Raw genomic sequence first — 24,677 nt, 5'->3', positions numbered from 1 at the left:
GTCCGGTCCAAAGGCCTACATTCACGTGTAGGCCTTTTTCTTTTGGAGCGCTACCGATGCAAGACCGCCGCCGCTTCCTCCAGACCGCCGCTTGCGCCGCCCTGCTGGGGCCAGCGGGCGCCGTGCAAGCACTCAGCATGAAGCAAGCCATGTGGACCCGCGCCATTCCGTCCTCCAAAGAGCAGATTCCGGTGATCGGCCTGGGCACGGCGGACACCTTCAACGCGTCGCCTGATGACGCCGCCGCCATGGCACCGCTGGCGCAGGTGCTGGAGGTGTTCACCAAAGAAGGCGGCACGCTGATCGACACCGCCCCCAGCTACGGCCAGGCCGAGGCCGTGGTGGGCGCACTGCTGGCCCGCCAGGCCACCACGGCGCCCCCGTACTTTCTGGCCACGAAGATCGGCGCGCAAGGGCGGGAGGCCGCGATGGGCCAGATCCGCGAGTCCCAACGGCGCTTGGGGCGTGACAAGCTGGACCTGATCCAGGTGCACAACCTGATCGACACCCGCAACCAACTGGCCCTGCTGCGCGAACTGAAGCAGCAAGGCGTCACGCGCTACATCGGCATCACGCACTACACGGACTATGCCCATGACGAGCTGACCGAACTGGTCGAACGCGAAAAGCCCGACTTTCTTCAGGTGAACCTGTCCGTGGGCGCCCGCAGCGCCGAAAAGCGCCTGTTGCCGGCCTGCCAGGCCAACGGCGTGGCGGTGCTCATCAACCGCCCGTTCCAGGACGGCGCGCTCTTTCGGCAGGTCAAGGGGCGCCCCCTGCCCGCTTTGGCCGCGGAAATCGGCTGCACCTCCTGGGCACAGATCTTTCTGAAATTCATCATCGGGCATCCGGCCGTCACCGCCGTCATCCCCGCCACGTCCAAGCCCGCCAACATGGCGGATAACGCGCTGGCCGGGTTCGGGCGGCAGCCCGACGCCGCGCTGCGCGACCGCATCGCGGCCCTGCTGGCATAAGGCCATGGCCTGGGCCTGGCTTGAGCCCGCGCGCGCGCGCATTGCACGAACGCTGGGCATCCATGACGCCGACATCGCCCCGGCCGCCTGCGGCTTCGCGTTCTTTTTCTTTTTGTTCTGCGGCTATTTCATGCTGCGCCCCATCCGCGAAACCATGGGGATCCAGGCGGGCGTCAACCAGCTGCAATGGCTGTTCACCGCCACCTTTGTCGCCACGCTGGCGGTCGTGCCTTTGTTTGGCGCCCTGTCGGCCCGCGTCCCGCGCGCCACCTTGCTGACCTGGGTGTACAGCATTTTTGCGCTGACCATGGCGGGCTTCGCGGCCCTGTTGTACCTGCAACCGGGCAGCGTCTGGGCGGCGCGTGCATTCTATGTGTGGCTGTCGGTTTTCAACCTGTTCGTGGTGTCGATCGCCTGGAGCTTGATGGCGGACGTGTTCCGGATGGACTCCGCCAAACGCCTCTTTGCGCTGATTGCCGCCGGGGCCAGCGCGGGCGGGTTGTGCGGCCCGTTGCTGGGCGCCCTGCTGGCCGGCGCGCTGGGCCCGGCCGGCTTGCTGCTGTTATCCGCGCTGCTGCTGACCGCCACGCTGCCGCTCAAACAATGGTTGTTGCGCTGGCGGGCCGCCACACGCCCCGAGACCGGGCGGCAAGACATGCAGCGTCCCATCGAAGGCGCGCTGCTGGCCGGCATCCTGCGCATTTTCCAGTCGCGCTATCTGCTTGGCATTTCGCTGCTGGTGGTGTTGCTGGCCACGCTGAACACCTTTCTGTACATGGAGCAGGCGCGCCTGGTGGCCGATACCTTTCCCGACACGGCCCAGCGCATCCGCGTGTTCAGCGCGCTGGACGTCACCGTGCAGACGCTGGCGCTGCTGTCGCAGCTGTTCATCACGGGTCGCGTGGCCGCCCGGCTGGGGGTGCGCTTTCTGTTGACGGCGGTGCCGCTGGCGGTAGGGCTGTCGTTCCTGTTCCTTGCCGCGTTTCCGGTCTTTGGCGTCCTGGCCGCCGCGATGATCCTGCGCCGTGCCGGCGAATATGCGTTGATCCGGCCGGGCCGCGAAATGCTGTTCACGGCGGTGCCTGCCGAAGACAAATACAAAACCAAGAACGTCATCGATACGGTCGTCTACCGGGGCGGCGATGCGGCCAGCGGATGGGTCAAGGCCGGCGTCGACATGCTGGGCCATGGCGCGGCGCTGATCGCCCTGCTGGGCGCCGCGGTGGCGCTGGGCGCAGCCGCCGTCGGCTATGGGTTGGGCAAGCGGGCGGATGCCAGGGCTTGGCAGGACCAAGACAAGGACAACGACAAGTGTCAAATCCCTTAGGTTTTCTTGAACACCCATGTTATTGAAGCAAACGGATTCTTAGGGCCTGCCGCGCACAATGGCGCAGCTCTCAACGCCTGGGGAATCGTCATGAAACGCACCGCCTGCCTTGCCGCCCTGCTGCTTTGCCTTGCCGCGACCACCGCGCAAGCCGACTATCCGGAACGCGCGATCACGCTGATCGTGCCAGCCGCCGCCGGTGGCAACGCCGACATCACCGCACGCTTGATCGGACAAGAAATGAGCCGACAGCTGGGCCAGCCCGTCGTGGTGGAAAACCGCGTTGGCGCGGGTGGCCGCATCGGCACGCAGGCCGTGGTACGCGCCCCTGCCGACGGCTACACCATCGGCTACGCGCACGTCGGCACCCTGGTGTTGCATCGCTTCCTGTTCAAGCAACAGCTCTACAACCTGGACCGCGACGTAACGCCGATCGGCTTGGTGGCCGAAACGCCCAACGTGATCGTGGTGAATGCCGCATCGCCCTATCGCGACTTAAAGAGCTTTATCGAGGCCAGCCGCGCCCAGCCGGACCGCTTGACCATGACATCGGCCGACCCCGGCACCACCAGTGAAGTCGGCGTCAAGCTGTTCATCGCCCAGACAGGCGCCGCCGTGCGTCAGATCCCTTACAAGGCCACGGCCGCGCAGTTGTCGGATCTGTTGGGCGGCCACGTGGACGCCATGATGGAAAACCTGCCGCCCTTGATCGGCAACCTGAAGGACGGCCGACTGCGCGCATTGGCCGTCACCACCAAGTCCCGCGCGGCATCCAACCCGGATGTGCCGACGGTGGCCGAACAAGGGTATCCAGCCTACGAGCAGTCTGCCTGGAGCGCGCTGATCGCACCCGCCGGCACGCCCCCCGCCGTGATCAATCGATTGAATGACGCGATGAACAAGGCACTGCAATCGGACAACGTCGCCAAGGAACTGCGTAGCCGGTCGCAAGAGCCGCTGGGCGGCACGCCGCAGGACGTCCAAACCCAAATTCGCAAGGAGCTGCCCAAATGGGAAAGCATCATCAAGGCCGCCACGCTGGATTGACCGGCGCGCGCCCCGCCACCAGAGCCGCCGGAGCCGCCGGAGCCGAAGCATGGTCCGCGTAAGCCGGGAAGACTTCTCTGTTGCCGCCGCGACCAATGACTCGGCTTATCGCCGCGTCACCGTGCCGGTACTGCGCATCGAGGCCGGACCAGGCCCGGCCGTGGCCTTGATTGCCGGCGTGCATGGCGATGAATGGGAAGGCCAGGCCGCCATCCTCGACCTGTGGCAGCAACTTCCCGGCATGCTGCAACATGGCACGGTATACCTGCTGCCGGCCGTCAATGCCGAGGCCTCTCTGGCCGGCACGCGTCTGTCGCCCAGCGACGGCGGCAACTTGAATCGCGCGTTCCTGGGCGCGCCGGCGCGCGGCTATACGGAAAGCGTGGCGGCGGCCCTGGAAGCACGGCTGCTGCCCCGCATCCAGGCCATGGTCGACGTGCACAGCGGCGGCGCCTCGCTCTGCTACCTGCCTTCATCGGTGATCACGCGTTACGGCAACGACGCCTATGAGGAACGCCTGCCAGCCCTGGCCCGCGCGTTCGGCTTTCCCGACTGTGTGTTCTTTCGCGGCAACGAGGCAGGTTCGATGCCCGCCACCGCCAGCCGCCACGGCGTGCTGCGTCTAAGCGCCGAAATCGGCGGGGGCAGGCAGACTCGCGGCGCGCTGGTCGACGGCTGCCGCAACGGCTTGCTGGGCTGCCTTGCCGAACTGGGGCTATTGCCCGCCCCCCCTGTTCCGGCGAATCGGGACGTCCGCCTCTATGACCTGGACGCGCCGGCCGCCACGCTGCGCGCCGGCGAACCCGGCGTGTTCGTGCCCGGCGTCGAGCTTGGGCAGGCGGTGACGGCGGATCAGCCGATCGGCCGCCTGATCGAACCCGCGCGCCCGGATATCCCCGCGCGGCCGCTCTACGCGCCGCAAGCCGGCACGGTGGTTTGCCTGCGCGCCATCGCGCGCAGCGACGACGGCGACTGCCTGCTGCAAGTGGCCCCCGCCCTACCCCTGGACTCCCTAGCGTCAAAATACTGACTATGCAGATGAACCCCAGATTGACCGACCTGCGCTGCATCCGCTGCGCCACCCTGTGGGCGCCCGGCGACTACGCCGAAGGCTGCCCCAGCTGCCTTGCCGCCGGCCACCCCGCCACGCTGGAATGCCGCTACGACGCCACGGAGAGCGGCAACGTCATGCCACTGCCCGTTCTTCAAGCGGTGACCTTGGGCGAAGGCGATACGCCTTGCCTGGAGGCGCCCGACCTTGCCGACGCCGAAGGCATCGGCAAGCTATGGCTCAAGTGCGAAAGCGCCAACCCCACAGGCAGCCACAAGGACCGCATGGCGGCCCAGTTGATATCACGGGCCCTCTTGGCTGGGGCGACGCGCGTGGCTGCGGCTTCCAGCGGCAACGCCGGGGTATCGATTGCGGCCTACTGCGCCGCCGCCGGCTTGCAGGCGGATATCGCCATTACCCAAAACTGCCCGCCCTTGCAGCGTGAAGCCATGGAACGCTTCGGCGCCCGTCTTCGTGCGTTCGAAGACAGCCTGGCGCGCTGGCCCTACGTTGAGGACCTGTGCCGCAATCACGGCGCGTTCGCGGGCACCAATTATCTGAATCCCCCCGTCGGCACGCATCCCTATGGCGTCGAAGGCTACAAGCCCATCGCCACCGAAATCCTGAACGTTTGCGCCACGCCCACCGACATCATCGTGCCCACCGCGCGAGGCGATCTGCTGTGGGGCATCTTGCTGGGCTGGCAGCATTTGCTGCAAAGCGGACGCATCGCGCGCCTGCCTCGCCTGCACGCCGTCGAGCCCTATGCACGCCTGTCGCGCGCGCGCGCAACGGGCGATGCGCGCGGCCTGTGGGAAATGGCCACCCAGCAATACTCCATCGCGGGCGGCACCTGCACGTTGCAATCACTGGAAGCCTTGGCCCGCTCGGGCGGCACCCCGGTGGACGTTTCCGATGCCGCTGCCGCCGCCGCGCAACAACGGCTTGAGCGCCGTGGCATCAGCACCGAACTGTCATCGGCCGCGGCGTTGGCGGCGGTGTCGCAGCTACGCCGCTCGGGCGTGCTGGACGCTGAATCGTCAGTGGTGTTGATGTTGACATCCGACGGGCGCCGGGGCTGACGGCCCCCACTGGCCGGACTGACGTCGGGCCGCTACGGGGCAGAAGTCTTCGGCCACGCGCCGAAGCTGAATTTCCCGGCCAGCAACGACGTCAAATCAAACGCCAAACCGATCCACCAGCGGGGCCAGCGCGCCGCGCAGGCAAGTGGCCCAGAATTTCCCGGCTTCGGACAAGGGCCGGCTGCCATGCAGAATCATGTGGCATTCAAAATGCACGGGTGCCGTCAGCGGGCGATAACACAGGCCCGCGGCTTCCATGCCTACCGCCGTCGCGGGGTTGGCGATGCCGACCCCGTGCCCGGCCAAGGCCAACTGGCAGACGGTGCTGGAATACGGAGTTTCAATCGCCACCTTCAGGCTGTGACCCGCTTGCCGCAACAGCGCATCCAGGCGCTTGCGCGACCCGTCCTCGGCGTTCAAGGCAATCACATCGACGTCGGTCAGCTGGGCAAAGTCCACCTGTTCCAGGCGCGCCAGCGCGTGTCCGGCGGGAAACACCGCCACCGCGCGCAAGCTTGCCAGCCGATGGCCGCGCAGGCCTTCCAGTTCGGATTCGTCCGCCACCACCGCCAGGTCCAGCTCGCCCGACACCACCATGTCGCGCAAGGTATTGGAGTCGCGGATTTGCAAGTACAGCGGCGTGTCGGGATAACGCGTGCGAAAGCGCGAGATCGACTCGCTGACGATAGCCCCGCCGTAGGCATGGATGCAGCCGATGCGAAGCCGCGGTTGCGCGGCCCCGCGTATGGCCCGGATCTTGCGGCCCAGGCTTTCCAGGCCGACGTTCAGGCGGCGGATTTCTTCGTAGAGCAAAGTGGCTTCGGGCGTGCGCTGCATGCGTTGGCGCACGCGTTCGAACAGGCGCAGTTCAATGCTGGCTTCCAGCGCGGCCAAGGTGGCGCTGACCGTGGCGGGCGACACATCCAGTCGCCGTGCCGCAGCCGTCACGCTTTCCGTTTCGTAGACAGTGCGAAAGGTCTCGACCTGTTTTAGCGTGAAGGTCATGGTGCCGCGCCGCGCGCTAGATGCGTTGCAGGTCCATCAGGACGCGGCGGGTCGACAAGGGGCGGCCGGCCAGGATCTCGGCCAGGCGCTCTCGCAGGTCACGCCGCAGCGCGGGCTCGATCGTGGTGTCGTCGAAATCCGGTGCTTGTTCATCCACGCCATAACCCGTTTCGCGCAGCAGCGTCCATTCAAAGCGGCGCAGCGCGCCGGCGGCACGCGTGCCGTTGGACAACTGCTGCAACGCCATGTCGTAGGCGTCGAACAGCAAGGGGTGCGCGTCTTCGCGAGGCAGCAAGCGCAGCAGTAGCTCGTTCATGTACCAGGCGGACATCAGCGCTGTGCCCGTCAGCGGACGGATGCCAGCGATCTCGGCGCGCGTCAGTGTCTTGACTTCGCCATTGCCGGTCCAGGACAGCAGCAAGGGCTGAAAGGCCGACAACACAGGACGCAGCACCGAATAAGGGCGCTTGGCGCCCTTGGCGACCATGGCCACACAGCCATGATCGCGGGAAAAAGTCTGAACAATAAGGGAGGTTTCACGCCACGCGGTGGCGTGCAACATAAAGCCCGGGCGATCCTGGACGCGAGGCGCCCGTCTACTCATAACCCAGATCGCGGAGCGCACCCTCGCGGTCGGACCAGCCCTTGCGCACCTTGATGTAGACCTCCAGGTGCACGGGCTTGTCCAGCAGCTTGGCGATGTCTTGCCGCGCCTCCGTGGCGATACGCTTCATGTGCATGCCGCCCGCGCCCAGCAGAATCGGCTTGTGGCTGTCGCGCTCGACCACCACGCAGGCGTTGATGCTGGCACCCTTGGCGGTTTCTTCCCATTGCTCGATGACAACGGTACAGCCGTAGGGCAGTTCGTCGCCGACCAGGCGGAAGATCTTCTCGCGCACCAGTTCGGCGGCGATGAAGCGCATGGGGCGGTCGGTCAGGGTGTCTTCTTCGAACATCGCCTCGCCTTCCGGCAGGCGCGTGGCGATTTCTTCCAGCAACTGGTCCAGCTGCTGGTTCTTGGTGGCGCTGACGGGCACCACGGCGCCAAAGGGGTGCAGCGCCATGATCTTGGAGACGAACGCGAACAGGTCGTCGCGGTTCTTCATTTGGTCGATCTTGGAGACGACCAGAATGGTGCGCTCGGGGTTCGGCAACAGCGGCAACAGCTTCGCATCGCCTTCGGACCATTTACCGGCTTCCACCACGTGCACCACCACGTCGACGTCGGCCAAAGCCTGCGTCACCACGCGGTTCATCATGCGGTTCATGGCGCCGCCATGACGCGTCTGGAATCCCGGGGTATCAACGAAAACGAATTGCTCGTGCTCGCGAGTCAGCACGCCGTGGATACGGTGGCGCGTGGTCTGCGCCTTGCGCGACACGATGGAGATCTTGGAACCGATCAGGGCATTGGTCAGCGTGGACTTGCCCACATTGGGACGGCCAACGATGGCAACAAAGCCGGTACGAAAAGGGGTATCGCTCATTTAGTCTCTTGAGCCACTGCCACGGGCAGCGACAATTGCGCGGTTTTGCGCGCCTTGCCCGACTTGCGGGCAGCCTTGGTGGCGGGGCTGATAGCCAGCGCAGCCTCCAAAGCCAGCTTGGCCGCCGACTGCTCGGCGGCGCGGCGGCTGGCGCCGGGCGCCGTAACCTTGATCTCGAGCGCCGGGATGGCGCACTCGACTTCGAACTGCTGGCTGTGGGCCGCGCCATGCGTGGCCACCACCGTGTACAACGGCAGCGCCAGCTTGCGGCCTTGCAGGAATTCCTGCAGCAAGGTCTTGGCGTCCTTGCCCAGCGTTTTTGGGTCAACCGAGGCCAGCACCGGTTGGTACTGGCGCACGATCACGCGGCGCGCGGCCTCAAAGCCAGCATCCAGGAAGACGGCGCCAAACAGCGCCTCGACCGTGTCCGCAAGAATCGATGGCCGACGGAAGCCACCGCTTTTCAATTCACCTTCGCCCAGGCGCAGATACTGCGACAGTTCGAGGCGTTGGGCGATGTCCGCCAGCGAGGCCTGCTTGACCAGGTTGGCCCGCAGCCGCGACAGATCGCCTTCGTCGATTTTGGAATAGCGTTCAAACAGCATCGCCGCCACGACGAAGTTCAGCACGGAATCCCCAAGGAATTCCAAGCGCTCGTTGTGGCGCGCACCGTGACTGCGATGCGTCAGTGCCTGTTCAAGCAAGGCTGGATCACCGAAGTGGTGATCCAGGCGGTTTTCTAGCGTGGCTAGCGACATAATCAGTTGAACCGGCCGATGCGGCTGAGATCGCTGAAATTCATCCAGATGAAGAACGCGCGTCCGACGATATTGGCCTCAGGTACGAAGCCCCAATAACGGCTGTCCGCGCTGTTGTCCCGATTATCGCCCATGGCGAAATAACTGCCTTCGGGTACTTTGCAGCGTACCCCATTGCGGCTGTATTGGCAGTTTTCGCGGTGAGGAAATTGCCACATGGGCGAATAATCCTGCGGCTTGTTCTCATCTAGCAGTATCTTGTGCTCAACGTCGCCCAACTTCTCTTTATATTGTGCGATATACGACACACGATCCGGCTCGAAGTAGTCGCCGTCGCGAACGTGAGGCACCAGGGTGCCGTTCACATACAGTTTTTTGTCCAGATAAGCGATCTCGTCGCCCGGCAGGCCGACCACGCGCTTGATGTAGTCCACGTCCGGATCCACGGGATAACGGAACACGAAGACGTCGCCGCGCTGGGGCTTGCCGATATCCACGACCTTCTTGTCGATCACCGGCAGGCGCAAGCCATAGCTGAACTTGTTCACCAGGATCAGGTCGCCCGATTGCAGCGTCGGCAGCATCGAGCCCGAAGGTATCCGAAACGGCTCGACCACGAACGAACGCAGCATGAACACGAACAGGATGACGGGGAAAAAGCTGACGGCGTATTCCACCCACCAGGGCACGCGGCGCGCCACGTCACCGGCTTCGCGGCGCAGGCGTTCGGCTTCTTGCGCGTCCCCGATCAGCGCCGCATCGTACTGCGCCATTGCCGCTTGGGCCCGCGCTTCACGGCCACGCCGCAGCACCGCCAGATCAAGCACCCAGATAATGCCGGTCAAGACCAGCAGAACAAACAGGATCAGGGCAAAGTTCCAACTCATCAGCTAACCGCCTTCTTTTGGTTCTACTTGTCTTCCACTTGCAGGATGGCCAGGAACGCCTCCTGCGGAATCTCAACGCTACCCACCTGCTTCATGCGCTTCTTGCCGGCCTTCTGCTTTTCAAGCAGCTTCTTCTTGCGCGAGATGTCGCCGCCGTAGCACTTGGCCAGCACGTTCTTGCGCAACGCCTTGACGTTTTCGCGGGCGATGATTTCGGCGCCGATTGCGGCCTGGATCACCACGTCGAACATCTGGCGCGGAATCAGGCCGCGCATGCGGGTCACAACGTCGCGAGCGCGATGGCGCGCGTTGCTGCGGTGGACGATCACGGCCAGCGCGTCGACGCGGTCGTTATTGATTAGCAGGTCCACACGCACGACGTCGGCCGAGCGGTATTCCAGGAATTCATAGTCCATCGAGGCGTAGCCACGCGACACCGACTTGAGCTTGTCGAAGAAATCCAGCACGATTTCGGCCAGCGGAATCTCGTATACCAGGTGCACCTGGCGGCCGTGGTAGCTCATGTTGACCTGCGAGCCGCGCTTGTTATTGCACAGCGTCATCACCGGGCCGACATAATCCTGCGGCATGAACAGCGTGACCTTCACGATAGGTTCGCGAATGTCCTGGATCTTGCCGACTTCAGGCATGCGCGACGGGCTCTCCACGGTAATCACGGAGCCATCACGCTGCTCGACTTCATACACCACCGACGGCGCGGTAGTGATGATGTCCATGTCGAATTCGCGTTCCAGGCGCTCTTGCACGATTTCCATGTGCAGCAGGCCCAGGAAGCCGCAGCGGAAACCAAAGCCCAGCGCTTGCGAGACTTCGGGTTCGAACATCAGCGCGGCATCGTTCAGCTTGAGCTTGTCGAGCGAATCACGCAGCTGGTCGTATTCGGAGCTTTCGACGGGATACAGGCCGGCGAACACCTGGGGCTTCACTTCCTTGAAACCGGGCAGCGCGGACGGCGCGGGCTTGTTGGCCAGCGTGACCGTGTCGCCTACCTTGGCGTCTTCCAGCTGCTTGATGCCGGCGATGATGAAGCCGACCTCGCCCGCCGACAGGTGCGGGCGCTGCTGCGACTTGGGCGTGAACACCCCGGTCTGCTCGCACAGGTGGGTGGCGCCGGACGCCATCAGCAGGATCTTGTCCTTGGGCTTGAGCACGCCGTTGATGATGCGCACCAGCATGACCACGCCCACGTAGTTGTCGAACCACGAGTCGATGATCAGCGCTTGCAGCGGCGCTTCCGGGTCACCCTTGGGCGCCGGCACGCGGGCCACGATGGTTTCCAGGATTTCGTCAATGCCCATGCCGGTCTTGGCGCTGGCCAGCACGGCTTCCGACGCATCGATGCCGATGACGTCTTCCACTTCCTGGCGCGCGCCTTCGGGGTCGGCCTGGGGCAGGTCCATCTTGTTCAGGACGGGCACCACTTCCACGCCCAGCTCGATGGCGGTGTAGCAGTTGGCGACCGTCTGCGCTTCCACGCCCTGGGACGCATCCACCACCAGCAGCGCGCCTTCGCATGCCGACAACGAGCGGCTGACTTCATACGAGAAGTCCACGTGCCCCGGGGTGTCGATCAGGTTCAGGTTATAGACCTTGCCGTCGTTCGCCTTGTATTGCAGGGCGGCGGTCTGGGCCTTGATGGTGATGCCGCGCTCGCGCTCGATTTCCATGGAATCGAGCACCTGCGCCGACATTTCGCGATCCGCCAATCCGCCGCAGCGCTGGATCAAGCGATCGGCCAAGGTCGATTTGCCATGATCGATGTGGGCAATGATGGAGAAGTTGCGAATATGCTGCATGCTTGAAATTATAAGGGACGGAACACTCGGCAATAAGCCGGAAGACGCCGCCGCCTGCGAGGACACGGCTGACGAGAGGGGCGCTGACGGGACGAAACCCGGGCAAAACGAGGGGGCGCCCAAGCGCCCCCTCTTGCGGCAACCAGCCATTTTAGCCGGTCTTGGGCAAATTTTTCTGCCGGTGGGCCGCCCCCGGGTAAAAAGGCGGTCCAACCGGCCGAAGCCGCCCTACTTCGATGCGGGCACCGCGACCCACTGAGTCTGCTCGCCACGGCGGACCAGCAAACCGGCGGAACGGCTCTTGTCCAACTTGGCCACCAGTTCACCGAACTGCTTGGCGCCGGTGACATCGGTGTCGTTCAGAGCCAACACAATGTCGCCTTCCTGCAAGCCCGCCTTGGCCGCCGCGCCCTCGGCAACCTTCACCTGAACGCCGCCCTTGATGCGCAGCTTCTTTTGGACATCGGCCGGCACATCGACCACGCCCAGGCCTAGCGCGTTGGTTACTTCAGGCGCCGGCGCAGCCTTCTTCGCGGCAGCGGCCGCCTTCTCGGTCGGAATCTCGCCCACCTTGACCGACAGCGTCAGGTTCTTACCCTTGCGCCACACTTGCATGTCAGCGCGCGTGCCGGGCTTGGTTTCGCCGACGATACGGGGCAGATCGGACCAGCGCTTGATCGGCTCGTTGTTGAACTTGAGGATCACGTCGCCCGGCTGCACGCCCGCTTGTTCAGCGGGGCCGTCAGCTTCCACGCTGCTGACCAGTGCGCCTTCGGCCTTGGGCAGGCCGATGGCTTCGGCCACATCCTTGCCCACTTCGCCGATCTGCACGCCGACGCGTCCGCGCGTGACCTTGCCGGTGGCGCGCAGTTGGTCAACCACGCGCATCGCTTCGTCGATCGGGATGGCCAGCGAGATGCCCATGAAACCACCGCTACGCGAGATGATCTGGGAATTGATGCCCACCACTTCGCCGTCCAGATTGATCAGGGGCCCACCCGAGTTGCCGGGGTTGACGGCAACGTCGGTCTGGATGAAGGGCAGGTATTCGCCGGTATCGCGGCCGATTGCGCTGACGATGCCGGAGGTCACGGTGGAATCCAGGCCGAACGGCGAGCCGATCGCCAGTACCCATTGGCCCTTCTTCAATTTCTTGGGGTCGCCAATGACCAGCGGAATCATGTCCTTGGCTTCGATCTTGATGAGCGCCACGTCGGTGCGTTCGTCGGTACCGATCACCTTGGCCTTGAATTCGCGGCCGTCGGTCAGCGTGACGTAGATGTCGGTTGCGTCAACCACCACGTGGTTGTTGGTCAGGATATAGCCGTCGGTCGAAATGAAAAAGCCGGAGCCCACGCCACGCGGCACGGTGCGCTCTTCAGGCTGGGGCGGCTGCGGACGCTGGCGCGGCATGGGCGATTGCCCCCCGCCCGGCGGCTGCAGGTCTGGCCCGAAGAACCAGCGGAACAATTCGTACGGATCACTGCCGCCGCCCGGACCGGGGCCGCGCACGGGCACCGTGGCGGTCGTGCGGATGTTCACGACCGCGGGGTCCGCTTTTTCAACAATGCCCGTGAAGTCGGGCAGCGCGACCGTCGGGGTCTGCGCCGTCGCAACGGGCACGTAGGCCGTGGACATGAATACGCCCGCCGCCACGGCCACCACAAAGCGCCGGAAAAAAGCGTTCGACACCGTCATTGCTTTCATAAATTACTCCGAAGTTGCTGCTTGCTGCTTGTGGCTGTGGCGTGCGTCACTTGGGGGTGGCGGCCGGCGGTGCGGCCGTTGCCGCGGTCGGCACGTATTCGGTCGCTTGCGCCAGCTGTTCAAGCGTGGCCACGGGCACCTCGCCCACGGCCGTCAGCCAGAAATCAGCAATGCGCGTGCCATACACCGTGATAGAGCCACGCTGCGCGGGGCCCGGCGGAGGATGATGCCCGCGCTCACTGTCATAAGGTTCGATAAACACCGAGATGGCGGCCAGGCCATCGGACAGCACCATCTGGCTGACCGTTGCGCCGCGGCCCATTGATCGCGCCACCTGCATGATGACCTTGAAGCCCTTGGGCGCCGGAATGCGCCACCCCTGGGCCATCAGGTCCACTGGGGTCATCGAGGGTTCCAGCACCTTCCAGTCGCGCGTGCTCCAGCGGGAACTGAGCTGTTGCGGATCCACTTCGGAACCCAGGCGCAGCGACGTGAACGAGACCTGCTCAACCACACCCCGGGCGGCGTTGAGCGTTTGCGCCTTCAGCAGCAAATTCGTTTCAACGTCAGCGCACAGGCGGTAGCCATAACGCAGCTTGTCCAGCGGTTCGATCGTGATCAGGCGGCATTCACGGCCTGCCACCCGATGCAGCTTGGACTCGGTACGGATTTTGTAGTGTTCGGAAAGATTGGCCGGGTCGCCCAGCAGCAGGCCGGGAAACCGGTCGCCACGACGGCGCTCGATCAGCACGGTCTTGCGTTCCGGGATCAGGCATTGCACGTCGTCGTTGTGCCGCAGGTATTCGCGCGGCTGGCCATCCAGGATCTCAAGGCGCTCGCGCTCGCCGGTGCCGTCCAGCACATGCACCAGGCGCGATGACTGAATCATCTCGCCTTGCTGATACATGAAGACGCCCGCGTAGTCCTGCTTGCGCGCGGCCTGCTGAATGCGGGTCAGCAGTTGGACCACATCGTCCGTGGCCGGGGCCGCATCGGCGGCGCGCGCCGGCTCATGGGCGGACAGGAAAGCGGTCAGAAGCGTAGCGGCGAACCATCCCGCGCGATGGGCATGCCAGGAACCTGCGCGCGGCCAACGTGTCGGTAACGCTATCGCCATCAACGTCCTGCTCCGACGTCGAACGACACTTGACGCACCGCGCTGGGGCCCGCCATCTGGCGATGGGCCTCAAGGTAGTCGCGCAGGCCGGCGTCATCGGCGGCGGTGGCGGAAGCGGGCGTGCCGCTGGCATCGGCCAGCACACGCACTTCCGTTGCCGGCGTGCCAGTCAGGTAAGGCTGTGCCACCCAGGCAACCGTGGCAACCGCGGCCGCCACGGCCAGGCCCGACAGGCCGACCCGCAACGGCGAGCGGCGCCGGGGCGCCGCCACAATCGGCAGCTCCGCGTCCAGCGCGCGCGCCAATCGCGATTGGAACGCGGCGCTAGGGGTCAATGCCAGATCGGCATTGCGCAGGGAATCACCGATCAAATGATAGGTGTCCCAGGTCTGACGTCCTTCCTTGGACAACAGACTGGGAAGAATATCGTCGGAATCTTCTCCGTCCATCCAGGCGGAAACCGATTCCTCCCAGGAGGCCTCGGCGATTTCAACGGACTTGGCTGCTGTTTGCATGACTGCCACTCCTTACCAGCGACGCTCGGCATCGGTGCCAAGCAATGGACGCAATTTGGTTGCAATGGCCTCGCGCGCACGAAAAATGCGGGAGCGCACCGTACCAATAGGGCAGTCCATGCTCTGGGCGATGTCTTCGTAACTCATACCTTCGATTTCACGCAGGACAATTGCGGTGCGCAATTCTTCGGGCAATTCCTCGATTGCCGCGTTCACCGTCTCGGCGATTTCGCGGCTGGCGACCATGGATTCCGGCGTGCTTATATCGGTTAGGTTGTCGGTTTCGTTAAAAGTTTCACCGTCTTCCGTTTCTATCGCATTGGGTGCGCTGGGGCGCCGGCCTTGCGAGGCCAGCCAGTTGCGCGCCGTGTTGATGGCGATACGATACAACCAGGTGTAGAAGGCGCTGTCGCCCCGAAACTGGGGCAAGGCTCGGTACGCTTTGATGAAAGCTTCCTGGGCCACGTCTTCGATTTCCGATGGGTCGCGGATCATCCGGGCCAGCAGGCGCAGGATCTTGCGCTGGTACTTCAGCACCAGTAGATCAAACGCCTTTTTATCGCCTCGTTGAACGCGCGCGACCAACTCCGCGTCGACTTCGCGTTCGCTCATGACGCCTCCTGCGGGCGTGCCGCCTGCCGCGCTCGTTGCGCCGTGCCCGTCAGCAGGCATAACCGCCGCCAGGACTCGGGTTGCAACGTCCGCTGCCAGACGGTGAGGGTGATTGTGCTATTTGTAAAGACCGTACTCCCGGTGGGCAAAAGCTGCAAAGTGAGCGTAAGCCAGCGGGGGCCGCGCTGCTGATCCAGCAACCGCGCGTCTTGCCAGCCTTGCGGCTGACGCACCTGCCAACGCCCTGCCCCGGTTGCCGTACGTAATGCCGATACCGGGGACAGGCCGCTCCGTGCCGAGTGTAACAGCCCGGCCGGCACAAGCAGCAGCGCAACGAATGCCCAGCCGCCCATGCCTTGCCAAAGCGCTGCTACCGACGCGCAAGCCGCAGCGGCGGCGCCGGCCACCGCGCACAGGACGTGGCCATTGGCCGGCCGCCCGACGGGCACCCGAAATGACCAGCGCCCTGCCTCGGAGCCTTCCAAATCAGACCCGGCGAACGGCCATCGAGCCGTTGGTGCCGCCGAAGCCGAACGAGTTGGACAGGCCGATGTCGATCTTCATCTGCCGCGCTTCGTTCGCGCAGTAATCCAGATCGCATTCCGGATCTTGATTGAAGATGTTGATCGTGGGAGGGGAAACCTGGTTGTACACGGCCAAGGTCGTGAACACGGCTTCGATGCCGCCGGCCGCGCCCAACAGGTGGCCCGTCATGGACTTGGTCGAATTCACCACCAGCTTCTTGGCGTGATCGCCGAACGCCAGCTTCAGCGCGTCGGTTTCGTTCTTGTCGCCCAGGGGAGTCGACGTGCCGTGCGCGTTGACATACTGGATGTCGTCAGCGTTCAAGCCGCCGTTGCGCAGCGCGTTGATAACGCCGCGACGCGGGCCGTCTTTGTCCGGAGCCGTGATGTGGTGCGCGTCCGAGCTCATGCCGTATCCGGCGAATTCGCCATAGATGCGCGCGCCGCGCTTCTTGGCATGCTCGTACTCTTCAAGGACCAGAACGCCGGCGCCCTCGCCCAGCACGAATCCGTCGCGGTCGCGGTCCCAGGGACGCGATGCCGTTTCCGGGTCATCGTTACGGGTCGACAAGGCGCGCATGGCGGCAAAACCGCCGATACCCAGCGGCGACACGGTCGATTCCGCACCGCCAGCAACCATGACGTCCGCGTCGCCGTATTCGATCAGGCGCGCTGCGTCGCCGATGCAATGCAGACCGGTCGTGCAGGCCGAAACGACGGCGTAGCTGGGACCCTTCATGCCATAGGCAATGGACAAATGACCGGAGATCAGGTTGATCAGCGAACCCGGCACGAAGAACGGCGAGATGCGCCGCGGACCCTTGGCCATGTATTCGACCTGGGTTTCTTCAATGCGCGGCAAACCGCCGATGCCGGAACCCACGATGACACCAATGCGCTCGGCATTGGCTTCGGTGACTTCCAAACCGCAATCACGCCATGCCTGCATCCCCGCGGCCAGGCCGTAATGGATGAACGTATCCATCTGGCGGGCTTCTTTGCTTGAGATATAGGTGCTGATGTCGAAGTCTTTGACTTCGCCAGCAATGTGCGTGGTGATGGCCGAGGGATCGAAACGGGTGATGCGGCTGATGCCAGAACGTCCGTTGACGATATTGTCCCAAGCGGTGGTCAGGTCGTTTCCAACGGGAGAAACAATACCCAGGCCGGTGATGACGACACGTCGCTTCACGGATGACTCCTCAAACAGACAAAAGAAAGGCGGCTTTCGGGATGCGCTGCACGTGTGGCCCGCGCGAAAGCGGGTCGGGCATTACAACGCCCTTCCCGCACGCGGACCACACGGCAAATTCCTGAAACCGCCCCGTTTCCCGGCTGGCCCCGAATGTCGGGCAACCGGAACGATATAGGTTGAGCTTACTGCTTACCGTGCGAATTGATGTAGTCAATCGCTTGTTGCACGGTCGTGATCTTTTCGGCCTCTTCGTCGGGGATCTCGGTCTCGAATTCGTCTTCGAGCGCCATGACCAGTTCGACCATGTCGAGCGAATCGGCACCGAGGTCGTCAAGGAAGGAGGATTCGTTCTTGATCTCGGCTTCGTTAACGCCAAGTTGTTCAGCGACGATCTTCTTGACGCGCTGTTCGATGCTTTCCATGCAGATCTCCAATTGGGAAAAATCCCGCGAATTATAGCCAAGCGTAGAGGAAAGCAACGCCTGGCCGTGACAAAAATAACACCGCGCACTGGTTCTGTCGCCCGCAGGCACAGGAATATCGGTATGCGGCGTTTCCGGTTGAACTGCGCGACGGCCTGAGCCGCCTGGTGCGCAATTCGTGATTTATTGCATGTACATCCCGCCGTTGACGTGCAGGGTGGTGCCGGTAATGTAACCCGCTTGCGGCCCGGACAAAAAGGCCACCGCATGGGCGATGTCTTCGGGCGAGCCCAAACGGCCCAGCGGAATCTGTTGCAGCAGCGCCGTGGTCTGGCTCTCGGCCAGCGCGCGCGTCATGTCGGTGTCGATGAAACCCGGCGCGACGCAGTTCACGGTAATGTTGCGGCTACCCAACTCACGAGCCAGGGCGCGTGACATGCCCGACACGCCGGCCTTCGCGGCGGCGTAGTTGGCCTGGCCCGCATTTCCGCTGGAACCGACGACCGAGGTGACGTTGATGATGCGTCCCCAGCGGGCCTTCATCATGCTGCGCATCACGGCGCGCGACAGGCGAAAAACGGAGGTCAGGTTGGTGTCCAGCACAGCCGACCAGTCGTCGTCTTTCATGCGCATCGCCAACGTATCGCGGGTAATGCCGGCGTTGTTGACGAGGATGTGCGGGCCACCGCCGTCCTTGCCAAGCGCGTCAATCAGCGCGTCGCAGGCTTCGGCGTCGGTCACGTTCAGCACCACGCCACGGCCGCCCAGGGGCGCCAAGGCTTCGGTGATGGCGGCCGCGCCGGATTCCGTGGTGGCGGTTCCAACGACGGTTGCGCCGCGCGAGGCCAATTCCTGGGCAATGGCGCGGCCGATCCCGCGCGTGGCGCCGGTCACCAGCGCGATCTTGCCTTGCAGTTCGATCGAGTTGTCCATGTCTTTAATTTCCGTTAACGACGGCCAACGCGGCTTCAAGTGAAGCAGGATCGGTGATGGCCAGGCCGGTAAGTTCGGGGTCGATACGCTTGGTCAGTCCGGCCAGCACCTTGCCGGGACCGCATTCGATAACGTGCGTGACGCCTTGCGCCTTCATGGCGCGCAGGGTTTCCACCCAGCGCACAGGGTGCCATGCCTGACGCACCAGCGCATCGCGGATCGCGCCAGGTTCCGTGGGCGAGGCCACGTCAACGTTGTTGATGACCTGAATCTGCGGCACGGACACGGTGGCGTTCGCCAATGCGCCGGCCAACACGTCGGCGGCGGGCTTGAGCAGGCTGGAATGGAAAGGCGCGGACACCGGCAGCAGCAGCGCGCGTTTGGCGCCGGCGGCCTTGGCCAGTTCGCAGGCGCGTTCGACAGCGGCCTTGTGGCCGGCGATCACGACTTGCGCGGGCGCGTTGAAATTGACGGCTTCGACCACTTCGCCCTGGGCCGCGGCAGCGCAGGCATTGCGCACCGCGTCATCGTCCAGGCCCAGGATGGCGGCCATGGCGCCGGTGCCGACCGGCACGGCGGCCTGCATGGCGTCGGCGCGCACGCGCACCAGGCGCACCGCGTCTTCAAGCGCCAGCGAACCGGCGGCGGTCAGCGCGGCATATTCGCCCAGGCTGTGGCCGGCGACAACGTCCGGCTTGCGACCGCCAGCAGCGGTCCAGGCAGCGTAGAACGCCACGCCGGCCGTCAACATGGCGGGCTGCGTGTTCGTCGTCAGGTTCAGCTGTTCCACCGGGCCCTGCGCGATCAACGCGCCCAGGTCCTGGCCCAGCGCTTCAGAAGCACGCGCCACGGTATCCGTGACGGCAGCGACGCCCGACCAGGCATCCAGCATGCCGAGAGCTTGCGACCCTTGGCCGGGAAAGACAAAAGCAATTTTCATGATTGACCGGTTGGATTGATTCAGTATCTGTGTGGGATGTCAGGCGTGCCCTCGCGGCGGCGGCGCGCGATGCGCCATCCGCCGGGACGCGCACTTACATGCGAGCGAGTACCGAGCCCCAGGTGAATCCGCCGCCCACGCCTTGCATCAGGATGAGCTGGCCGGGCTTGACGCGGCCATCGCGGCGCGCGGCATCCAGTGCCAGCGGCACGCTGGCCGCGGAGGTGTTGGCGTGGCTATCAACGGTAATGACGACTTTCTCGACCGGCACGGCAAGCTTGCGCGCCAGGAAGTTCAAGATGCGCACGTTGGCCTGGTGAGGAATCAGCCAGTCGACGTCGGCGACCTCGATGCCGGCTTCGGCGCAGGTGTCGCGCGCCGAGCGATCCAGCACGGTGACGGCCTGCTTGAACACCGCTTGCCCGTCCATGCGCAGGAACGGGTCGCCGGTGACGTCGCCATAGGCTACGTTGCCCGCAGCGCTGAGGATCTTCATCTGGCTGCCGTCGGCATGCAACTGCGCGGCCATGATGCCGGGTTCGTCGGACGCCTTGAGCACCACGGCGCCCGCGCCGTCGCCGAACAACACGCACGTGCTGCGGTCGTTCCAGTCAAGAATGCGCGAAAACACTTCGGCGCCGATCACCAGCGCGCAACGGGCGCGGCCGGCGCGCACGAAGCTGTCAGCAGTGGTCAGCGCGTAGACGAAGCCGCTGCACACGGCCTGGACGTCGAATGCCGCCGACCCCTTGGCGCCCAGGTTGGCTTGCACGAGGCAGGCCGTGCTGGGAAACACGAAATCGGGGGTGGAGGTGGCGACGATGATGAGGTCGACCTCGGAGGCGTCCACGCCCGCATCGGCCAGCGCGCGGCGCGATGCTTCCGTGGCAAGCTGGCTGGTCGTGACGCCACGCTCGGCAAGGTGGCGCTGACGGATGCCCGTGCGCTCGACGATCCATTCATCGGACGTGGCGATATCGCGCGTCGCCAGTTCCGCAGCCAGTTCGTCATTCGAAACCACGCGTTCCGGCAAGAAACTGCCGGTGCCCGCGATTGCGGAATATTTCATTGCGGTATCCATCAAGCGGTGTCCCCAGCCACGTTCGCGGGAGGCGTTGCGGCGCCCTCTTCCGACTGAACGCGCTTGGTAATCTGAGCGACCGTCTGAGCGGTGCGCTCCAGCAGTTTACTCACTACGGCTTCACGGGCGCGCTGCAATGCAAAACCGTAGGCGTAGACATCCGCGGAACCGTGGCTCTTGATGACCACGCCGCGCAGGCCCAACAACGCCGCGCCGTTGTAGCGGCGGTTATCGACGCGGTTGCGCAGGCGGTTCAGCACGGGCTTGGCGATAGCCCCGGCCAGCAACGTGAAAATATTGCGTTTGAACTCTTCGTGGATGATGCTGGACAGCATCTTCGCCAGCCCTTCAACGGACTTGAGCACGACGTTGCCGACAAAGCCGTCGCAAACGACGACGTCGACCGTGCCCTTGAAGATGTCGTTGCCTTCCACGTTGCCGTAGAAATTCAAGGGGCTGCCGCGCAGAAGCTCGGCGGCTTCCTTGACGACTTCGTTGCCCTTGATGACTTCTTCGCCGATGTTGAGCAAGCCCACGGTCGGGCTTTCACGGTGGTCGACGGCTTGTGACAGCGCGGCGCCCATGATGGCGAATTGCAGTAGGTGCTCGGCCGTGCAGTCCACATTCGCCCCCAGGTCCAGCACCGTGGTGGCGCGGCCCGTCTGGTTGGGAATGGACGTGGCGATAGCGGGCCGGTCAATGCCGTCCAGCGTCTTGAGCACGTAGCGTGAAATGGCCATCCATGCGCCGGTGTTGCCCGCGGAAACGCAGGCGTCGGCACGCCCGTCCTTGACGGACTGGGCGGCCAGGCGCATGGAGGAGTCTTTTTTGCGGCGCAGGGCGACCTCGACCGGGTCGTCCATGGTGACGACTTCAGAAGCCGCCACGATTTCCATACGATCGCGCGCAACGTCGCGGTGCTCGGAGAGCGCCGCTTCGATCGCGTCGGGAAGCCCGACCAGCAATAGCCGGGTATCCGGAAATTGCCGGGCGAACTCGATCGCAGCCGGAATCGTGACGGGCAGACCGAAGTCTCCGCCCATACAGTCTATGGCGATGCGTATCACGGGTGCCAGGTATCAGCGTTCAGCCGAATTGGTCCGAGTACGAGTTCGGCCCGGGGGCCTTATTCGTCGGCCTTGGTCTTCAGGACCTTGCGGCCACGATAGAAGCCATTGGGGCTGATGTGGTGGCGCAGGTGCGTTTCACCGGTGTTCGGCTCGATGGCGGTCGACGGAGCAACCAGAAAATCGTGCGAACGGTGCATACCGCGCTTGGAGGGGGACTTCTTGTTTTGTTGAACGGCCATGATGACTCCTAGAAACGGGGCGCATTGTACGCGATGCGGCCCGATGTTGATCTCAATCTTTGTGCTTCAGTTGTTCCAGCACCGCAAACGGCGACGGACGCTTGACAGCGGGTTCTTCAGGAACTTCGCTGACTTTGGCCTGCGCGCCCGGGCATACATCATGCTTGGGCACATACGGAACGCTCAGAATGAGCTCATCTTCGACCTGGGCCAGCAGATCAAAATGATGTGAACCCACCACCTTTTCGGGTTGGTTGGACACAAAACCATTTCCTTCTTCGTCTTCGTCGTCGCTGCCGGCGGAATGACCGTCGGTAACATCACCGTTGGTAAAACCATCGTCAAGGTCGGCTTCAGACTTAACCAGCTGCAAGAGGACTTCGCTATCGACCGGATACACGAACGGCGCATTGCACCGTTGGCATACCAGCACCGGATTCGCCTGCACGTGAACATGCAGAAGCGGCCGGCCAAGCAACAGCCCTGACTTGCCAATCTCACCGCGCACGGACCACGTCACAAGCCCGGCATCGCCCGGCGGTTGTTCGGGTAACCCTTCAACCGCGCGCGTAAACCGCACAAGAGGTATGGTGCCTTGCGCTTGCTTGCCGCTATGGGCAAATGCGAATGCATCGATGCGCTTGATGATCAAATCCTTTGCATTTGCGAGATTCCACCGCACTAAGGCCACTGCACTCAGAGGCTTAAAGCTTTCGCCTTCGCGCTGCAAAAATCCCGCAAAACGTTAGATAATACTGCGACTTACGCTTTAACGTCAAATACCGCATGCCTTCAAAGCCTAGCCTGATCCTCGCTTCCAGCTCGCCTTACCGCAAAGAATTGCTATCGCGCCTGCGCCTGCCCTTTACCGCCGTTTCTCCCGATGTGGACGAAACGCCACAACCGGGCGAAACGCCCGACGCGCTGGCCTTGCGGCTGTCGGTGGCCAAGGCCATGGCCGTGGCGGCGAACCATCCGGGCAGCATCGTTATCGGGTCGGATCAGGTGGCGACCATCGACGGCCAGCCTATCGGAAAACCGGGCGACTTCCCGCGCGCCCAGGCGCAATTGCGGGCCCTGTCGGGCCAGATCGTGGAATTTCATAGCGCGCTGGCGGTTACGGACGGCCAGCGCATCGAGCAAGCCGACATCGTCACGCGTTGCCACTTTCGCCAGCTGTCAGAACGCGCCATCGACGCCTATCTGCGCGCCGAAGAACCCTACGATACCGCAGGCAGCGCCAAGGCGGAAAGCCTGGGTATTGCACTAATGGAAAGCATCCAGAGCGATGACCCGACCGCCATTATCGGGCTGCCGCTGATCGCGCTGACGCGCATGCTGGCGCAGTTTGGCCTGGATCCGCTGGACGCACCGGGCGGGCCGGCATGAGCGGCGCCCTGCACCTGATTCCCGTGGGCCTGGGCGATGCCCCGCCCGAACGCTGGTTGCCCGCCGACGTGCGTGCGCTGGCCGGACGCCTGGACACCTACATCGCCGAAAATGCCAAGACGGCACGCGCCTTTCTCAAACTGATCGGCACAACCCGCCCACTTCAGGAAATCACGATTCACACCCTGACGGACAAAATTGACGTCGGGCAGATCAACGCCTGGTTGGCGCCGGTCAAGCACGGCGCCGAAATCGGCTTGGTGTCCGAAGCCGGCTGTCCTGCCGTGGCGGACCCTGGCGCAAAAGTCGTGGACGCTGCGCACCGCCTGGGCATCACGGTCAAACCGTGGGTGGGCCCGTCGTCCATCCTGCTGGGTCTGATGGCCAGTGGGCTGGACGGGCAGCGCTTTGCCTTCCACGGGTACGCCCCGGTGGACCCGGCCGAGCGCGCCAAGCAGTTGAAAGCCTGGGAGCAGCATTCCGCCAAGCACAACCAGACGCAGTTGCTGATCGAAACCCCCTATCGCAACGCGGCCATGTTCTCCACCCTGCTGGCCGCGCTGAAAGGCGATACCAAGCTGTGCGTGGCCCGTTCGGTCACCACCGCGGACGAGTGGGTGGTCACGCACACCGTGGCCGACTGGAAAAAACTGCCGGCACCCCAACTCGACAAGCTGCCCACGCTTTTCCTCTATCTGGCCCGCTAACTCATGTTTCGCCTTATCACCACCCTGCTGGCCACGGCAGTGCTAGCCGGCTGCGCCGCGCGTGGCCCGGCCGGCCTGGATCTAGACACATCCATAACCGCCGTCGGCCAGGCCAGCCGCGTACGCAGCATCGTTCTGCACTACACCACGGTTGACGACGCCACCTCGCTCAAGCTGCTATCGCAGGGCAAGGTCAGTTCGCACTACCTGATCAACGACGCCGGGCGCGCCTATCGGCTGGTGGATGAAAATCGTGCCGCATGGCACGCCGGGGCCAGTTCCTGGTACGGCAATATCGCCATGAACAGCACGTCGATCGGTATCGAAATCGTCAACCCGGGCTGGACCGAAGGCGCCGACGGCAAACCCGTCTGGCACGCCTACAACGACCGTCAGGTGCGGGCGCTGACGATCCTGCTGCGCGATCTGATCCAACGCCATGGTGTGGCGCCCGAAAACGTCGTGGGGCATAGCGACATCGCGCCGCAGCGCAAGGTCGATCCCGGCCCACTGTTCCCTTGGAAGGCCCTGGCGGCGGCCGGTATCGGCCGCTGGTACGACGAGGCCGGCGCGGCCCAGCATCTGGCTCGGTTGCAGGCCCAAGGATTGCCCGACGTGGCATGGTTTCAGCAGCAGTTGCAGCGGCTGGGCTACGCCTGCGGGCAGGACGGCAAGCTGGACCCCGCCACGATCAATACGCTGGCCGCATTCCAGATGCACTACCGGCCCAGCTTGCACGACGGCCAGCCAGACCTGGAAACCGCCGCGATCATGTTTGCAATGCTGTAGGC

26 protein-coding genes are annotated in these 24,677 nt (G+C 64.1%); 8 read left to right on the top strand and 18 right to left on the bottom strand.

Features of this window, described 5'->3' with window-relative positions; genetic code table 11:
* The first annotated feature begins 56 nt into the window (after positions 1-56).
* The 5 genes from DVB37_RS06075 to DVB37_RS06055 all read left to right on the top strand — a co-directional run bounded on the left by DVB37_RS06075 (position 57) and on the right by DVB37_RS06055 (position 5,481).
* The gene (locus DVB37_RS06075; RefSeq protein ID WP_120154279.1) at positions 57-974 is read left to right on the top strand and encodes an aldo/keto reductase; all 918 of its coding nucleotides are present in this window, start codon (positions 57-59) and stop codon (positions 972-974) included.
* A 4-nt stretch (positions 975-978) separates the two neighbouring features.
* Positions 979-2,301 (top strand): NTP/NDP exchange transporter, encoded by a 1,323-nt coding sequence (locus DVB37_RS06070; RefSeq protein WP_120154277.1) that lies wholly within the window; start codon positions 979-981, stop codon positions 2,299-2,301.
* Positions 2,302-2,391: 90 nt separating this feature from the next.
* Positions 2,392-3,348 carry a tripartite tricarboxylate transporter substrate binding protein gene (locus DVB37_RS06065; protein WP_120154275.1) on the top strand — a complete coding sequence of 319 codons (957 nt, stop codon included), beginning with the start codon at positions 2,392-2,394 and terminating at the stop codon, positions 3,346-3,348.
* Positions 3,349-3,397: 49 nt separating this feature from the next.
* Positions 3,398-4,378: a succinylglutamate desuccinylase/aspartoacylase family protein gene (locus DVB37_RS06060; protein ID WP_120154273.1), complete on the top strand. Its 981-nt coding sequence runs from the start codon at positions 3,398-3,400 to the stop codon at positions 4,376-4,378.
* A 2-nt stretch (positions 4,379-4,380) separates the two neighbouring features.
* Complete coding sequence (locus tag DVB37_RS06055; protein WP_120154271.1) at positions 4,381-5,481, top strand: pyridoxal-phosphate dependent enzyme; 1,101 nt, start codon at positions 4,381-4,383, stop codon at positions 5,479-5,481.
* A 96-nt stretch (positions 5,482-5,577) separates the two neighbouring features.
* Here the strand turns inward: DVB37_RS06055 and DVB37_RS06050 are convergent, their stop codons facing one another.
* From DVB37_RS06050 to DVB37_RS05955, 18 genes are all read right to left on the bottom strand, one after another.
* A complete protein-coding gene (locus DVB37_RS06050; RefSeq protein WP_120154269.1) occupies positions 5,578-6,486 on the bottom strand; it encodes a LysR family transcriptional regulator in 909 nt (302 codons plus the stop codon).
* 16 nt (positions 6,487-6,502) lie between these two features.
* Positions 6,503-7,090 carry a DNA repair protein RecO gene (recO, locus tag DVB37_RS06045; protein ID WP_046802609.1) on the bottom strand — a complete coding sequence of 196 codons (588 nt, stop codon included), beginning with the start codon at positions 7,088-7,090 and terminating at the stop codon, positions 6,503-6,505.
* Positions 7,083-7,973, bottom strand: coding sequence for a GTPase Era (gene era, locus DVB37_RS06040; RefSeq protein WP_120154267.1), 891 nt, complete (start codon positions 7,971-7,973; stop codon positions 7,083-7,085). Before era ends, recO begins: the two co-directional genes overlap by 8 nt.
* Entirely contained in the window at positions 7,970-8,731 is a 762-nt protein-coding gene (gene rnc, locus DVB37_RS06035) for a ribonuclease III (RefSeq protein WP_046802607.1), read from the bottom strand. The genes era and rnc overlap by 4 nt, the downstream gene beginning before the upstream one ends.
* Positions 8,732-8,733: 2 nt before the next feature.
* Positions 8,734-9,618 carry a signal peptidase I gene (gene lepB, locus DVB37_RS06030; RefSeq protein WP_104143027.1) on the bottom strand — a complete coding sequence of 295 codons (885 nt, stop codon included), beginning with the start codon at positions 9,616-9,618 and terminating at the stop codon, positions 8,734-8,736.
* A gap of 23 nt (positions 9,619-9,641) precedes the next feature.
* On the bottom strand, positions 9,642-11,435 hold the full coding sequence (gene lepA, locus DVB37_RS06025; protein WP_006218049.1) for a translation elongation factor 4: 1,794 nt from the start codon (positions 11,433-11,435) through the stop codon (positions 9,642-9,644).
* A gap of 228 nt (positions 11,436-11,663) precedes the next feature.
* Entirely contained in the window at positions 11,664-13,073 is a 1,410-nt protein-coding gene (locus DVB37_RS06015) for a DegQ family serine endoprotease (protein WP_370638769.1), read from the bottom strand.
* Between the two features lie 115 nt (positions 13,074-13,188).
* Positions 13,189-14,259 carry a MucB/RseB C-terminal domain-containing protein gene (locus tag DVB37_RS06010; protein WP_104143024.1) on the bottom strand — a complete coding sequence of 357 codons (1,071 nt, stop codon included), beginning with the start codon at positions 14,257-14,259 and terminating at the stop codon, positions 13,189-13,191.
* Entirely contained in the window at positions 14,259-14,774 is a 516-nt protein-coding gene (locus DVB37_RS06005; RefSeq protein WP_046802603.1) for a sigma-E factor negative regulatory protein, read from the bottom strand. The genes DVB37_RS06010 and DVB37_RS06005 overlap by 1 nt, the downstream gene beginning before the upstream one ends.
* 12 nt (positions 14,775-14,786) lie before the next feature.
* Complete coding sequence (rpoE, locus tag DVB37_RS06000) at positions 14,787-15,386, bottom strand: RNA polymerase sigma factor RpoE (protein ID WP_006218045.1); 600 nt, start codon at positions 15,384-15,386, stop codon at positions 14,787-14,789.
* Positions 15,387-15,872: 486 nt separating this feature from the next.
* On the bottom strand, positions 15,873-17,102 hold the full coding sequence (gene fabF / locus DVB37_RS05990; RefSeq protein WP_046802601.1) for a beta-ketoacyl-ACP synthase II: 1,230 nt from the start codon (positions 17,100-17,102) through the stop codon (positions 15,873-15,875).
* Between the two features lie 185 nt (positions 17,103-17,287).
* Positions 17,288-17,527: an acyl carrier protein gene (acpP, locus tag DVB37_RS05985; RefSeq protein WP_003813816.1), complete on the bottom strand. Its 240-nt coding sequence runs from the start codon at positions 17,525-17,527 to the stop codon at positions 17,288-17,290.
* A gap of 183 nt (positions 17,528-17,710) precedes the next feature.
* Positions 17,711-18,460, bottom strand: a complete 750-nt coding sequence (gene fabG, locus DVB37_RS05980) for a 3-oxoacyl-ACP reductase FabG (protein WP_046802600.1) — start codon at positions 18,458-18,460, stop codon at positions 17,711-17,713.
* 4 nt (positions 18,461-18,464) lie between these two features.
* Entirely contained in the window at positions 18,465-19,400 is a 936-nt protein-coding gene (gene fabD, locus DVB37_RS05975) for an ACP S-malonyltransferase (protein WP_120154263.1), read from the bottom strand.
* Between the two features lie 94 nt (positions 19,401-19,494).
* Positions 19,495-20,481, bottom strand: coding sequence for a beta-ketoacyl-ACP synthase III (locus DVB37_RS05970; RefSeq protein WP_046802598.1), 987 nt, complete (start codon positions 20,479-20,481; stop codon positions 19,495-19,497).
* Positions 20,481-21,548 carry a phosphate acyltransferase PlsX gene (plsX, locus tag DVB37_RS05965; protein ID WP_046802597.1) on the bottom strand — a complete coding sequence of 356 codons (1,068 nt, stop codon included), beginning with the start codon at positions 21,546-21,548 and terminating at the stop codon, positions 20,481-20,483. Before plsX ends, DVB37_RS05970 begins: the two co-directional genes overlap by 1 nt.
* Positions 21,549-21,607: 59 nt before the next feature.
* Entirely contained in the window at positions 21,608-21,790 is a 183-nt protein-coding gene (gene rpmF, locus DVB37_RS05960; RefSeq protein WP_006218037.1) for a 50S ribosomal protein L32, read from the bottom strand.
* A 52-nt stretch (positions 21,791-21,842) separates the two neighbouring features.
* Positions 21,843-22,442, bottom strand: coding sequence for a DUF177 domain-containing protein (locus DVB37_RS05955; protein WP_046802596.1), 600 nt, complete (start codon positions 22,440-22,442; stop codon positions 21,843-21,845).
* A gap of 134 nt (positions 22,443-22,576) precedes the next feature.
* Between DVB37_RS05955 and DVB37_RS05950 the strand changes: the two genes are divergently transcribed.
* The 3 genes from DVB37_RS05950 to DVB37_RS05940 are packed head-to-tail and all read left to right on the top strand — an operon-like array spanning position 22,577 to position 24,675.
* Entirely contained in the window at positions 22,577-23,179 is a 603-nt protein-coding gene (locus DVB37_RS05950) for a Maf-like protein (RefSeq protein WP_046802595.1), read from the top strand.
* Positions 23,176-23,886, top strand: coding sequence for an SAM-dependent methyltransferase (locus tag DVB37_RS05945; protein ID WP_046802594.1), 711 nt, complete (start codon positions 23,176-23,178; stop codon positions 23,884-23,886). The genes DVB37_RS05950 and DVB37_RS05945 overlap by 4 nt, the downstream gene beginning before the upstream one ends.
* A gap of 3 nt (positions 23,887-23,889) precedes the next feature.
* Positions 23,890-24,675, top strand: coding sequence for an N-acetylmuramoyl-L-alanine amidase (locus DVB37_RS05940; RefSeq protein ID WP_120154261.1), 786 nt, complete (start codon positions 23,890-23,892; stop codon positions 24,673-24,675).
* Positions 24,676-24,677 lie beyond the last annotated feature (2 nt).

The organism is Achromobacter sp. B7 (assembly GCF_003600685.1).
Taxonomy (GTDB): domain Bacteria; phylum Pseudomonadota; class Gammaproteobacteria; order Burkholderiales; family Burkholderiaceae_B; genus Achromobacter; species Achromobacter spanius_B.
Note: the sequence above shows the minus strand (reverse complement) of the source record. Positions and strands in the feature narration are given on the sequence as shown.